The 13326-nt window shown below is 43.0% G+C and carries 9 protein-coding genes and 1 riboswitch; of the genes, 5 read left to right on the forward strand and 4 right to left on the reverse strand.

Annotated features, from left to right (window positions below; all coding sequences use genetic code 11):
* Positions 1 to 7: 7 nt before the first annotated feature.
* Both NXV01_RS23525 and NXV01_RS23530 read right to left on the reverse strand, forming a co-directional pair.
* Positions 8 to 325 (reverse strand): type II toxin-antitoxin system RelE/ParE family toxin, encoded by a 318-nt coding sequence (locus NXV01_RS23525; protein ID WP_007766544.1) that lies wholly within the window; start codon positions 323 to 325, stop codon positions 8 to 10.
* A 250-nt stretch (positions 326 to 575) separates the two neighbouring features.
* Complete coding sequence (locus NXV01_RS23530; protein ID WP_148365030.1) at positions 576 to 899, reverse strand: co-chaperone YbbN; 324 nt, start codon at positions 897 to 899, stop codon at positions 576 to 578.
* Positions 900 to 1068: 169 nt separating this feature from the next.
* Positions 1069 to 1273: riboswitch (cobalamin riboswitch) on the forward strand.
* Positions 1274 to 1404: 131 nt separating this feature from the next.
* On the opposite strand from NXV01_RS23530, the gene accC reads away from it, so the two are divergent.
* From accC to NXV01_RS23545, 3 genes are read left to right on the forward strand one after another with little or no spacing between them, the layout of a single operon-like run.
* On the forward strand, positions 1405 to 2919 hold the full coding sequence (gene accC, locus NXV01_RS23535) for an acetyl-CoA carboxylase biotin carboxylase subunit (protein ID WP_148365031.1): 1515 nt from the start codon (positions 1405 to 1407) through the stop codon (positions 2917 to 2919).
* A 22-nt stretch (positions 2920 to 2941) separates the two neighbouring features.
* Positions 2942 to 3451 carry an acetyl-CoA carboxylase biotin carboxyl carrier protein subunit gene (locus tag NXV01_RS23540; protein WP_008650400.1) on the forward strand — a complete coding sequence of 170 codons (510 nt, stop codon included), beginning with the start codon at positions 2942 to 2944 and terminating at the stop codon, positions 3449 to 3451.
* Between the two features lie 19 nt (positions 3452 to 3470).
* Complete coding sequence (locus NXV01_RS23545; protein ID WP_195650055.1) at positions 3471 to 5006, forward strand: acyl-CoA carboxylase subunit beta; 1536 nt, start codon at positions 3471 to 3473, stop codon at positions 5004 to 5006.
* 611 nt (positions 5007 to 5617) lie between these two features.
* Here NXV01_RS23545 and NXV01_RS23550 read toward each other — a convergent pair.
* Entirely contained in the window at positions 5618 to 6658 is a 1041-nt protein-coding gene (locus NXV01_RS23550) for an N-acetylmuramoyl-L-alanine amidase (RefSeq protein ID WP_148365034.1), read from the reverse strand.
* Between the two features lie 129 nt (positions 6659 to 6787).
* Here NXV01_RS23550 and NXV01_RS23555 point away from each other — a divergent pair, with 129 nt between their 5' ends.
* Positions 6788 to 8068 (forward strand): O-acetylhomoserine aminocarboxypropyltransferase/cysteine synthase family protein, encoded by a 1281-nt coding sequence (locus NXV01_RS23555; protein ID WP_004306892.1) that lies wholly within the window; start codon positions 6788 to 6790, stop codon positions 8066 to 8068.
* Positions 8069 to 8178: 110 nt separating this feature from the next.
* Here the strand turns inward: NXV01_RS23555 and NXV01_RS23560 are convergent, their stop codons facing one another.
* Positions 8179 to 9099: a hypothetical protein gene (locus NXV01_RS23560; RefSeq protein ID WP_195650053.1), complete on the reverse strand. Its 921-nt coding sequence runs from the start codon at positions 9097 to 9099 to the stop codon at positions 8179 to 8181.
* Positions 9100 to 9191: 92 nt separating this feature from the next.
* Here NXV01_RS23560 and NXV01_RS23565 point away from each other — a divergent pair, with 92 nt between their 5' ends.
* Positions 9192 to 13118, forward strand: a complete 3927-nt coding sequence (locus NXV01_RS23565; protein WP_234133032.1) for a response regulator — start codon at positions 9192 to 9194, stop codon at positions 13116 to 13118.
* Positions 13119 to 13326: the final 208 nt, after the last annotated feature.

Genomic DNA, 13326 nt, shown 5'->3' on the forward strand with positions numbered 1-13326 from the left:
ACTATTCTTATTTATAATGATTCGTTATGTCGATTATAGAACAAATAGTTATGATGGGTTCGGAATCCGTAGTCGATATTTTAAATTCCAGTCGATATTGTTTATCGATCCGAATAGATGAAATACCTTTTTTAACTCCCGTCAAGACTTCATAATTCAACGAATTCAAAGGATAAAGTGCTTCTACATTCAACGCTTCAGCCAAAATGACAATTCGCTTCACATAATTCCTTATTACTTGAGGTTGAAAACGATGCTTCTTATCGCTACATTTACCTTCATAATAAAGTTCTGAAAGATATTCCTTTTCAAACTCAATAACCATTTCTCTACTTATTACGACAGTACAAAGATAGCAGTTTTTTTTCAGAATACACTAAAAAAGTGGATATAATGATAGCAATTCTATCAAACTTGGCCAAAGTCCGAAAGCTAGTAGATAAAACTTGCTATCACCTTAATCAACACAACTCTATTCATAGCAGTATTAATAAAAAAAACGCTGCAGGTATGTTCTTATTCTATACTATCTGTGACTATAGTAATAAAAGCTATAGCAATCAGCCCAAAACCTTTTAGGATTTGAATCCTTTCACTGCTCTTTCCAGTCTTTCCAGAGGTAATTCACCGGATTGTCTCCAGAGCTGTTCTCCTTTTCTAAAAAGAATAAAGGTAGGAGTCGACTCAACTGTATAGAAATCTGTAAGGGCAGGTTCCTGATCGATGTCTACTAATACCACTTCCAATGTTCCTTCCATCAGTTTCTTAAATTCGTCAACAACCGGTTTCATACGTTGGCAATGAGGACACCACGTTGCATAAAACTCTGCCATTACCCAATCACCGTTAGCCAGTTTCTCCTGATTTCTTTCTTCACGAGCTATTTTCTTTTCTTTCATATGAATATCTCCTTTTAATTAATTACTATCACCCTAACAATATCAGGAGAAATATAGTTTAGAAAAATAGCAAGGTTACACACTAATTAAAGAATCCGTTTTAAAGATAAGCATTGCACAAAATTGCAACTTTCGTGCAAAAAAGAAACATCCTATTCAATATTTATTTATCTTTGCCCCCCGAAATGGTTCAGAATCCGTATCCAACGGACGACGATTAATAGGGAATCGGGTGCAAATCCCGGACAGTCCCGCTGCTGTGAAGCTCTGTTCAATGTCTTATAATTGAACTAATTTAACGCCACTGATGTTAATCGGGAAGGCAAATAAGACAAGAGTCAGTCAGAAGACCTGCCATTTTGTGTAAGACGCTCCCCTCCTCGTGGGTTAGGAGAAAGAGTATCACTTGTTAAGCCCCAAATCAAAAAAATACTGTTTTTCGTCGGGTGGAGTATGTCCATTAGACGGGAAGACATTAATAAGTATGTACTTAATTGAGAAAAGTATGATAAAAAAAATCTTAGTAGCCAATCGCGGTGAAATTGCCGTAAGGGTGATGCGCTCCTGCCGGGAGATGGAGATAACGAGTATCGCTATCTTTTCCGAAGCAGACCGGACCGCGAAGCACGTGCTTTACGCAGACGAAGCTTATTGCGTAGGGCCGGCAGCATCCAAAGAGAGTTATCTGAATATAGAAAAAATCATCGAAGTGGCGAAAGCAGCTCATGCGGACGCCATCCATCCGGGTTACGGCTTCTTGTCCGAGAATGCTACCTTCGCCCGTCGATGTCAGGAAGAAGGAATCATCTTTATCGGACCTAATCCGGAAACAATGGAAGCCATGGGGGATAAAATTGCTGCCCGTATCAAAATGATCGAGGCGGGAGTACCCGTTGTTCCCGGCACACAAGACAATTTGAAAAGTGTGGAAGAAGCCATAGAGCTTTGCAATAAGATCGGATATCCGGTGATGCTGAAAGCTTCTATGGGCGGCGGTGGAAAGGGTATGCGCCTCATCCACAGTGCCGAAGAAGTGGAAGAAGCTTATACCACTGCCAAGAGCGAATCGTTGTCTTCCTTTGGCGACGACACGGTTTATCTGGAGAAGTTCGTTGAAGAGCCTCATCACATCGAGTTCCAGATTCTTGGTGACAAGCATGGAAACGTCATTCACCTGTGCGAACGCGAATGTTCCGTGCAACGCCGTAACCAGAAAATCGTAGAGGAGACTCCTTCGGTTTTCGTCACTCCCGAACTGCGGAAAGATATGGGTGAAAAGGCGGTAGCTGCGGCTAAAGCGGTGAACTACATCGGTGCGGGTACTATCGAATTTCTTGTTGACAAACACCGCAACTATTATTTCCTTGAGATGAACACCCGTTTACAGGTGGAGCATCCGATTACGGAAGAAGTGATTGGGGTAGATTTGGTGAAAGAGCAGATTAAAGTTGCCGACGGACAAGTGCTTCAACTCAAGCAGGAAAATATCCAGCAACGCGGACATGCCATTGAATGCCGTATTTGTGCCGAAGATACAGAAATGAATTTTATGCCGAGCCCCGGTATCATCAAACAGATTACAGAGCCGAACAGTATCGGGGTACGTATCGACAGTTATGTGTACGAGGGATATGAAATTCCGATCTACTACGACCCGATGATCGGTAAACTGATTGTGTGGGCTACCAACCGCGAATACGCTATCGAGCGGATGCGCCGTGTGCTCCACGAATATAAGTTGACCGGTGTGAAAAACAACATCAGCTATCTGCGTGCCATCATGGACACTCCCGATTTCGTGGAAGGTCACTATGACACAGGATTCATCGCCAAGAACGGTGAATATCTGCAACAACGCATCACGCACACCAGCGAACATTCCGAAAATATTGCCCTGATTGCCGCTTATATGGACTACCTGATGAACCTCGAAGAGAACAACAGCGGCATGGCTACCGACAATCGTCCTATCAGCAAATGGAAAGAGTTCGGACTGCACAAAGGAGTGTTGAGAATCTAATTTTAACAAAGAGAATTCAATTATGGAAATTCATATAGGAAACCGTGTGGCCGAAGTAGAGTTGGTCAGCAAGGAAGACAACAAGGTAGTACTCACCATTGACGGAAAACCGTTTGAAGCAGATGTAGTGATGGCGGAAAACGGCACTTGCAACATCTTGATGGACGGACGCAGTTCGAACGCACAACTGATTCGCCGTGATAACGGGAAAAGCTATAAAGTGAATACGCATTATAGCAGTTTCAATGTAGAAATTGTGGACAGCCAGGCGAAATATCTGCGGATGCGCAAGAAAGGGGAAGAGGAACAGAACGACTGCATCATTTCTCCGATGCCGGGCAAGGTAGTGAAAATACCTGTTGTAGCCGGTCAGGAAATGAAAGCGGGAGATACTGCCATCGTTATCGAAGCAATGAAGATGCAGAGCAACTACAAAGTGACTTCGGATTGCCGCATTAAAGAAATTCTGGTTCAAGAAGGTGATAGCATAACCGGCGAACAGACATTAATAACATTAGAACCGATTGCATAATATAAGAACGGATTGCATTATGGAAGAAATAAATAAAGCATACGCCACGTTCGAGGAACGTGACCGCATCGCTTCTCTTGGCGGAGGCGTTGATAAAATAGAGAAGCAACACGAAAGCGGTAAAATGACTGCCCGCGAACGTATCGAGATGTTACTCGATAAGGGTACTTTCGTTGAACTGGATAAGTTGATGGTTCACCGTTGTACGAACTACGGTATGGATAAGAACAAAATTCCGGGAGATGGTATCGTGTCCGGTTACGGAAAGGTAGACGGTCGCCAGGTGTTTGTTTACGCTTATGACTTTACGGTATATGGCGGCTCACTGTCAGCTTCCAATGCTAAAAAGATTGTGAAAGTACAACAACTTGCATTGAAGAACGGTGCCCCGATTATCGCTTTGAATGATTCGGGCGGTGCACGTATTCAGGAGGGAATCGAGAGCCTTTCCGGTTATGCTGATATTTTTTATCAGAATACAATGGCCAGCGGTGTGATTCCACAGATTTCAGCCATCCTCGGTCCTTGCGCCGGAGGTGCCTGCTACTCTCCTGCCCTGACCGATTTCATCTTTATGGTGAAAGATAAGAGTCATATGTTTGTGACTGGTCCGGATGTAGTAAAAGCGGTGATTCATGAGGAAGTAAGTAAAGAAGAGCTGGGTGGCGCAATGACACATAGCAGCAAGAGTGGTGTGACTCATTTTATGTGCAATTCCGAAGAAGAATTGCTGATGAGCATCCGTGAACTGCTTTCTTTCTTACCGCAGAATAATATGGATGAAGCCAAGAAACAGCCTTGCACCGACGAAACAAACCGCGAAGATGCTTCTCTGGATACGATCGTTCCGGTAGATCCGAACGTACCGTATGACATGAAAGACATTATCGAACGCGTTATAGACAATGGTTATTTCTTCGAAGTGATGCCGAACTTTGCAAAGAATATCATTATCGGCTTTGCCCGTATGGCAGGTCGTTCGGTAGGTATCGTAGCGAACCAGCCGGCTTATCTTGCCGGTGTTCTCGATATTGATGCCAGTGACAAAGCAAGCCGTTTTATCCGTTTCTGCGATTGTTTCAATATCCCATTGATTACCTTTGAAGATGTTCCGGGATTCCTTCCGGGATATACACAGGAAAACAATGGTATCATCCGTCACGGTGCAAAAATAGTTTATGCGTTTGCAGAAGCTACTGTTCCCAAACTGACAGTGATTACCCGCAAAGCTTACGGTGGTGCTTATATCGTAATGAACTCCAAGCAGACCGGAGCTGACGTGAACTTCGCTTACCCAAGTGCAGAAATTGCAGTAATGGGTGCGGACGGCGCCATCAATATCCTGTTCCGCAAAGCTGACGAAGCAACAAAGACCAAGGAACTGGAAGCTTACAAAGAAAAGTTTGCTACTCCGTATCAGGCTGCCGAACTGGGATATATTGACGAAATCATTTATCCGAGACAGACTCGCAAACGTCTGATTCAGGCACTGGAAATGACGGAAAACAAGATGCAGACAAACCCGCCCAAGAAGCATGGTAATATGCCTTTATAACAACTAGATAAGGTGCGCAAAAGCACCACTCATAAAACGAGCTTGCAGAGATTCTATGATATGCTTTAGAAGATTTGTAAGCTCGTTTCTTATTTGTAAGCCTGCCGTTTCTTTTATATGTAACAAAAAAAACGGCACCTCGATTCACATCGCAGCACCGTCACAACACAAACACAAAATAAAACACGACAAAACTACTATGCAATCTTCCTGTCATGCCGGGGAGGCATATCTTGCTTGACTTATCTATATTCGCATACGCATAAGAAGCTTTATCAGGCGATTTGCACAATAAATAACATACATTTCCGGATTTTGTTCACAGGATTGATAAGATTTTATTCAATAATATGATAAGAAAATGAAATAACGCGCTCTTTAACGAATTCAAGAGAAACGAAAAAAACGGCACCCCGATTCACATCGCAGCACCGTCACAACACAAACACAAAATAAAACACGACAAAACTACTATGCAATCTTCCTGTTATGCCGGGGAGGCATATTCACTAGCCTATATATATTCGCATACCTACAAGTAGCCATCAGGCGATTTGCATATATAAAACATTCAGATTTTTATTTTGTTCACGAAAGGAGAAGTAAAAATGTTATTTTTTCTCCTTGTAGTCTTTCAGGAAACCTTCCATCAGCCATTTGGCGAGTGCCTGACGATTGGAATTCATCACCAGCCGACGCTGATCGAACGTATTCTGGATATTACCCAACTCTACAAAGACGGAAGCGGGAGTGGTATGGGAAAGCACGTATAAGTTACGCCCGCTCACTGTGCCGGAAAAGCCCCGGTTGGGTTGATGCTTATCATATTTTGACTCAAACGTATCTTTCATATTATTCGCCAATCGTTTGCTTTCTCCCTTTTTATTCGAATAATAGAAAAAGACATCCGTTTGTTTTCCCTTACTACGGCTATCAATATGAATAAAAATTGCCCTGCAATAAGAATAGTTCTTACGGTCTTTCCGGTAAAGGGCGTTTATTTTATCGCAGCGTTGCTGTAAGCGTTGCACCTGATTCAAAGGAATTGGATCGCCCATACAAGTCTCCCGTTTACTGTTTGACAGGTACGAATCATCACGGATACCATCTTTAGCATCTTGAATGATGATACGGACTTCGGCTCCTTCCTGCATCAGGTTACGTGCCAGACGGAGGGCAATATCATAAGCGTATTCATCTTCGTGCAATTCGTATTTACCAACTTTTCCGATAGCACCCGGATCAGGACCTCCATGTCCGCTGACCACATAGAAGCAAGCACCGGCAAGACGGTTGGAAGTGACTTTCACATCAGCCAGTTGCTTTCCAAACAGAGGCTCATTGAGGGTGGTTCCTATTTTTGTTGATTTAGCTTTCGGAGATTGTTGCTTTGTTCCGGAACTTTCGGAAGCTGATTTCTTGATGGGAGGAATAACATACGTTACGCCCACTTTAAGCACATTGTTCTTTCCCAGTTTCTGTTTATTGAGCTCAATAAAGTCGTCGTAATACTTCTTCGGAGAGCGGTTGTGCCTCAACAGAAAAGAAGAGATGCCTTCACCCGCTTTCGGAGTTGCCTTCTGCTGTGCCCAAAGAGTTGTGCCCGAAAAAAGAAAAGCTAAGAATAAAAGAATATAGAGTTTATTTTTCATAACTACATTAACTATCTCCTTCGCAAGAGTATCATTTCACTCATAAACAGGGCAAAAATACAATTATTTTCCCTACTTTTGCAGCATTAAAACATTTTTTGAAATAAAACATTAAAACCCGATAACATTATGGCAAAACAATTCAAACCGGAAACCCTGTGTGTACAGGCAGGATGGACGCCTAAAAAAGGCGAACCACGCGTATTGCCCATCTATCAAAGTACAACTTTCAAATACGATACCAGCGAGCAGATGGCCCGCCTGTTCGACCTGGAAGACAGTGGCTACTTTTATACCCGTCTGCAAAATCCAACGAATGACGCTGTTGCCGCCAAAATTGCCGCTCTTGAAGGTGGTGTAGCCGCTATGCTGACTTCCAGCGGTCAGGCCGCCAACTTCTATGCCATTTTTAATATCTGTCAGGCAGGAGATCACTTTGTTTGCTCCTCCGCTATTTACGGAGGTACGTTCAACCTGTTTGGCGTGACCATGAAGAAGCTAGGCATCGATGTGACTTTCGTTAATCCGGATGCCAGCGAAGAAGAAATTTCTGCAGCTTTCAAACCGAATACAAAAGCTTTATTCGGTGAAACGATTTCCAACCCTTCTCTTGAAGTACTGGATATTGAAAAGTTCGCACGTATCGCACACAGTCACGGGGTTCCATTGATTGTTGACAATACTTTCCCGACTCCGATCAACTGCCGCCCATTTGAATGGGGAGCTGACATCGTGGTTCATTCTACTACCAAATACATGGACGGACACGCTACAAGCGTAGGTGGCTGTATCGTAGACAGCGGTAATTTTGACTGGGATGCTCATGCTGAAAAATTCCCGGGACTTTGTACTCCGGACGAGTCATACCACGGACTGACTTATACTAAAGCATTCGGCAAAGGTGCTTATATCACCAAAGCAACTGCCCAACTGATGCGTGACCTCGGCAGCATCCAAAGCCCGCAAAATTCTTTCTTATTGAATCTGGGACTTGAAACGTTGCACCTGCGTATGCCTCAACACTGCCGTAATGCGCAGAAAGTAGCCGAATATCTTTCTAAAAACGAGAAAGTTGCCTGGGTAAACTATTGCGGACTGCCGGACAATAAATATTACAGCCTTGCACAGAAATATATGCCGAACGGTTCCTGCGGAGTCATCTCCTTCGGACTGAAAGGCGGACGTGACGTATCTATCAAGTTTATGGATTCACTGGAATTCATCGCTATTGTTACTCACGTGGCCGATGCACGTAGCTGTGTACTCCATCCGGCAAGCCATACTCACCGTCAGTTGACGGATGAACAACTGATGGAAGCAGGTGTACGCCCGGACCTGATCCGTCTATCGGTAGGTATCGAAAATGCAGATGATATTATTGCTGATATCGAACAAGCATTGAACGCATAAGGATGCTGTAAAGGTATAGCCCATAAAAGAAGGCACGGGAATGAAAAGTTCCTGTGCCTTTTTATTTTACACAAAGAAAATCTTGTACCCTCATCATTAGGAGATACGGATTACACTTCCTCCGCAGATAAACTGGAGATCATTGTATCCACCCAGTATACAACTGTTCTATCCGCAGGTAAAATACCTTCGAGATAAGGCGAATCAGATACATCTTCCAACCATGCCGTAGTAATCGGACCTCTTTCTCTTGTAAGACTTTGAGTTCCTAAATACGGACTAAAATTAAAGAAGGTGTGTTGTTTCTCTACATCATTTTCACCTGTATATGTAAAGACAAAAGCTTTTTTCTTTTTTCCGGCCAGCGAAGCCCATTCTATCCGATATGTCCCTTCAACAAGCACCTGTTCATCCTTTGTTTTATAGGTGAATTTCCCTCCTTCTCCTTCTTCAGACAAACAATACACATCATCCGGTCGTAACACACAGATATCTCCTTTATTAATAAAAGAATAAAAGACCATTGCCGCATTCACCTTCTCCTGCAAATCGTCTTCTGCGTCAAATAACAACATACCTTCATTGGGTCTGGAGACTTGGAATTCAGGTTGGTCGAGACATGTAAAAGTCAGTACACCATAAGAAACAGTAACAGGCAGCGTGACATAATTGCCGTCTTTATCACTAACGGTAACCGTCACTTTCCCCTTTTTGCCGTGTGAGCTAAGCCATAACCTGTTATCGTTGACCGTTGCCGTCACAATCGTCTCATCGGAGCTTTGTGCCGAGTAACCACCTTTTCCATTAGCTATCCCGATATTCTCCGCTTCCCATCCATTAAGATACAGGACTGTAGAAGAAATCGTGTTCGTACAGGTTCCCGTTTCGTCGATTAATTCGGAACCGCTAAATAAAATAATCTCTGCATCATCTTGACAGGCTGATATACAAAAAGCCATGAGAGAAAGAAGAAAGAAGCCTAATAAAGTTTTTGTTTTCATATTTTCAGTGGTATGGTTAAATCGCGGCATATGCCATTGTTTTGCAAAGATATAAAGTATTTGTAAAAAAAAGACTATCTTTGTATGGAAAAAACACAGCTATCTGTATTCAAATAAAAAGCATGACTTTAAAACACTATTATAGTCTCATTCTCAGTCTAATGACTACTCTTTCCATTTCGTCTCAACAAGTCGTTGTCACGGAGCTTCCTACTCAAAGATTGTTACCGGTAGCACATATCCACCGGATTCTTCAGGATAGCGAAGGTTATATGTGGTATGCAACAGAAGGCGGAGGCCTGTGCCGTGACAACGGTTATCAGATTAATGTCTTTCGTTCGGACTTAAATACGCCTCACCTGCTATCCAGCAACGACATTACCTGTATAACAGAAGACAACGGACATCATATCTGGTTCGGCACCAAACGTGGTTTATACAGATTAGATAAAGCTAATTATCAAATCAACGAAATAACAGACGGGGAACTCAAGAAGCAAAGAGTCGATGCTGTCCGGGCTATTCATGACGGCACTATCTGGACTTCGGCCGAAGGTATGATTTACCACTTTTCCAGTGAAGGCAAATGTCTTGGAAGTTATCCTTCAGAATGGAAGGGTACAAGACGAAACGTTACTGACTTTTACGAAGATGGAAAACATCAACTTTGGGTACTGCAAGGATCGGGAGGTCTTTTACAATATCATCCGTCAACAGACAGCTTCTCGCCTTATCAATGGACATGTGATGCATCGCCCATACAAATGATTGAAGATGTACAAAATGATTGCTATTGGGTGGCTACTTGGGGAAAAGGAGTTGTACAATTAATCCCTTCTTCCAATCCACAATCGGAGGAAGTAATCTGTAAGTTACAACCCGTCACCTTAGAAGGGTACGAACAGACACCGCATAAAACTCAAATACTGGGATTACTTAAAGACAGCCGGCAGGAAGTGTTGTGGGTTTCAGCGATGGACGATTTATATGCTTACCGAATTGTAGATAATGCACTTCACCCCGTCGATACGGAAAGTTTTCTTCCTAAAGGCAAAAAGATATTGGATAGAATCATTGAAGACCGTGCCGGCAATGTATGGGTTCCAGGATATTCTCCCCATACGTTTATCCTCTCGTTCGACGCCAACAAAATCAAACGTTACCCTACTTCTGCCATGTCCGCTATTACCGGTTATCCGGTGATGGCAGACAGAACGATTCAAGAAGGGGACTATTATTGGATATGGCAGGGAAGAACCGGATTATCCATCTACCATCCTGCTTCCGAACAGATTTCTTTTGCATCGGATTTTTCCGAAGAAACAGGAAAGTATAATATCATAAAATGTATCGAGAAATGTCATACTCAACCCGGAATCTGGGCTGCATCCGATAATGCGTGTCTATTGTATCTGCAACATGAAGGCATGAAGATGAAACTGACAAAAGAGATCCAACTGCCGGATGCCCGACAGATTCGTGTATTAAGCGAGGACAATCAGGGAAACTTATGGATAGGCACAGAAAATGCCATCTATCAATATTCTCTTTCCAAAGGGGAACTCAAAAAGTTTCAGGGGAGTGCGGATATGATAAACGACCTGGCAGTTGCCCCGGACGGAACGATATTCTGCATTACAGAAGCATTGGAGTTCCAATATTTTTCCCCGGAAGGAGAAGGACATACGATTCGGAAAGGAGAAAACTATTCATCTGTCCTCATCGCTCCTGATGGTAAAGTGTGGGTAGCTACTTTGGAAGGAAATGTGTACAGCTATCATCCGCAAACTAAAGTTATCTCCCGGGAAGAGAATGCCTGCAACACAAACGGAGATGCTATCAAAGGAATGGAGATAGACAACTTGGGACATTTGTGGATATTGGCAGACCCATACGTAAAAGAGTACAACCCTACGAATCATTCATTTAGAATACTGTATAATTCCGACCGCTTCATTCAAGTGGATTATTTCCTTTCCATCCGCAAAATGAAAGACGGAACGATTTGCCTCGGAGGGATCGGTGCTTTTTGTCTGATTACCCCATCTGCAGAGCTGGATCAATCTCCCAACGATATAAAGCCCGTTATATCCTCCATCAAAATAGACGGAAAAACACAAATAACAGGTATAAATACCCGGCAAATAGAATTGAATCCTGATAATATCAATGTAGAAATATCCTTTTCTACGCTAGAACACTTACACGCCGGACAAATCAGTTATGCCTACCGTCTGAAAGGATGGGATGCAAGCTGGAAGTCACTTCCTCCGGGAGTAAACACTGCGTATTTCACCAAACTTCCCAAAGGCAACTACACATTGGAAATTAAAGCGACGGACATTCACGGTTGTTGGGCACAGCCCATATCCTGCCTGCAAATCAATCGTCTACCGGCATGGTACGAGACATGGTGGGCATACGCCCTTTATATGCTTTCTTTTATTCTGATAGCGGCAGGAGTCATAAAGTTCTACTTCAACCGTCTGCACCGGAAGCAACAGGAACAGTTGGAAGAACAACTGACACAGATGAAATTCCGTTTCTTTACGAATGTCAGCCACGACTTACGCACTCCACTGACGCTGATTATCACTCCTCTGAGCAGTCTGCTTTCGGAGATGCAGGACGGCAAGTTAAAGCAACAGTTATCTTCCATCTATCGCAATGCTGAAGAGTTGCTGCAATTAGTCAATCAATTACTGGATTTCCGCAAACTGGAAGTGAGCGAAGAAAAACTGAATCTGACGAATGCAGATATCAGTGAATTTGTCACAACTACTTGCGAAGCATTCAAGTCGTATGCGAACAACAAGCAGATTCGCTTTTCAGTCATACCACTGAAACAAACGCTTTATATGTATCTTGACCGGGATAAAGTACACAGGATTCTCTACAACTTACTCAATAATGCTTTCAAATTTACACCTCCGGAAGGAAGAATCGATGTGTTTTTCAAAATGGAGAACAGAGGAGGGATACAATACGTCTGCATCATCGTGCAGAACACCGGACAGGAAATAGCAGCAGATGAACTTCCCCATATATTCGACCGCTATTATCAGATCGGGGCAAACACCCACAGACAGGCAACAGCAGGAAGCGGCATCGGACTGCATATTGTGAAAGAATATGTCGCCATGCATCAAGGTTTTATAGAAGTGGAAAGCAATAAAGAAGAAGGAACTGAATTTTGTGTCTATCTTCCGACCAATCTGGTTGATAAACGTTTGCTACCGAGAGAGGAGAATATACCGGATGAATCCGGAGCAACTGAAACGAACTCATCAGATGCCCGGAAGACCATTTTGATTGTAGAAGACAATGAAGAATTCCGCCAATTCATGTATCAGCAGTTATCACAAGAATATCAGGTATGGGAAGCCTCCAACGGAGAAGAAGCGGAAGCCATCGCCAATGAGAAAGAAGTGGATATCATTGTGAGTGATGTCATGATGCCGGGAATGGACGGGTTTGAATTATGTCTCCGGCTGAAAGAGAATATGAAGACTTCACACATCTTCATTATCCTGCTTACTGCCCGCACAGGTGACGAAAACGAACTGGCAGGATATCAGTCGGGAGCAGACTGCTACCTGACAAAACCCTTCAACATGGATATTTTAAAGAACCGGATCCAGCATCTGCTGGCATTGCAGCAAAAACGGAAACAGATATTCTTGTCAGGCATTGAGGTTAATGCGGAAGATCTCACTTCCTCCAAAGTAGACGAACGATTTCTGGAAAAAGCAATCGAACTGGTCGAAAAGAATCTGGATAACAGTGATTATAGCGTGGAAGCTTTCAGTGACGACATGTGTATGAGCCGAATGAATCTTTACCGTAAACTGCAAATTATCACCGGACAGAAACCCACAGAATTTATCCGAAGCATCCGTTTGAAGAAAGCTGCCGGATTACTGACTCATACGGAACTGACCGTTATTGAAATATCGGAAAAAGTGGGATTCGCTACACCGAGTTATTTCAGTAAATGTTTTAAAGAGATGTTCGGAGTATTGCCTACCCAATATCACTCGCAGGATTAAAGGAAAAAAGGACGTCCCCGGGGGAAAAGGGAATGGGAAATACGGGAACGTCCTCAAAACATAACAATACAGAAATACGGACTTTCACAAGGGCACATTTCTGTCTCTCTTATGCAACACTCCCTTCTATAAAAATATGGAGGAAATATCTGGAGAGGATATTATTATGTGGGAAATTTAGTTTATAGTCTTAAAAGCAATCTGATTG

Origin of the sequence: Bacteroides sp. BFG-606 (assembly GCF_024788145.1) — a bacterium.
Taxonomy (GTDB): domain Bacteria; phylum Bacteroidota; class Bacteroidia; order Bacteroidales; family Bacteroidaceae; genus Bacteroides; species Bacteroides vicugnae.

Bases quoted from the DNA above. Each gene is read 5' to 3' on its own strand.
- NXV01_RS23545 (WP_195650055.1), top strand. From the start codon at position 3,471: ATGGAAGAAATAAATAAAGCATACGCCACGTTCGAGGAACGTGACCGC.
- NXV01_RS23565 (WP_234133032.1), top strand. From the start codon at position 9,192: ATGACTTTAAAACACTATTATAGTCTCATTCTCAGTCTAATGACTACT.
- NXV01_RS23530 (WP_148365030.1), bottom strand. From the start codon at position 899: ATGAAAGAAAAGAAAATAGCTCGTGAAGAAAGAAATCAGGAGAAACTG.
- NXV01_RS23555 (WP_004306892.1), top strand. From the start codon at position 6,788: ATGGCAAAACAATTCAAACCGGAAACCCTGTGTGTACAGGCAGGATGG.
- accC (WP_148365031.1), top strand. From the start codon at position 1,405: ATGATAAAAAAAATCTTAGTAGCCAATCGCGGTGAAATTGCCGTAAGG.
- NXV01_RS23540 (WP_008650400.1), top strand. From the start codon at position 2,942: ATGGAAATTCATATAGGAAACCGTGTGGCCGAAGTAGAGTTGGTCAGC.
- NXV01_RS23525 (WP_007766544.1), bottom strand. From the start codon at position 325: ATGGTTATTGAGTTTGAAAAGGAATATCTTTCAGAACTTTATTATGAA.
- NXV01_RS23550 (WP_148365034.1), bottom strand. From the start codon at position 6,658: ATGAAAAATAAACTCTATATTCTTTTATTCTTAGCTTTTCTTTTTTCG.
- NXV01_RS23560 (WP_195650053.1), bottom strand. From the start codon at position 9,099: ATGCCGCGATTTAACCATACCACTGAAAATATGAAAACAAAAACTTTA.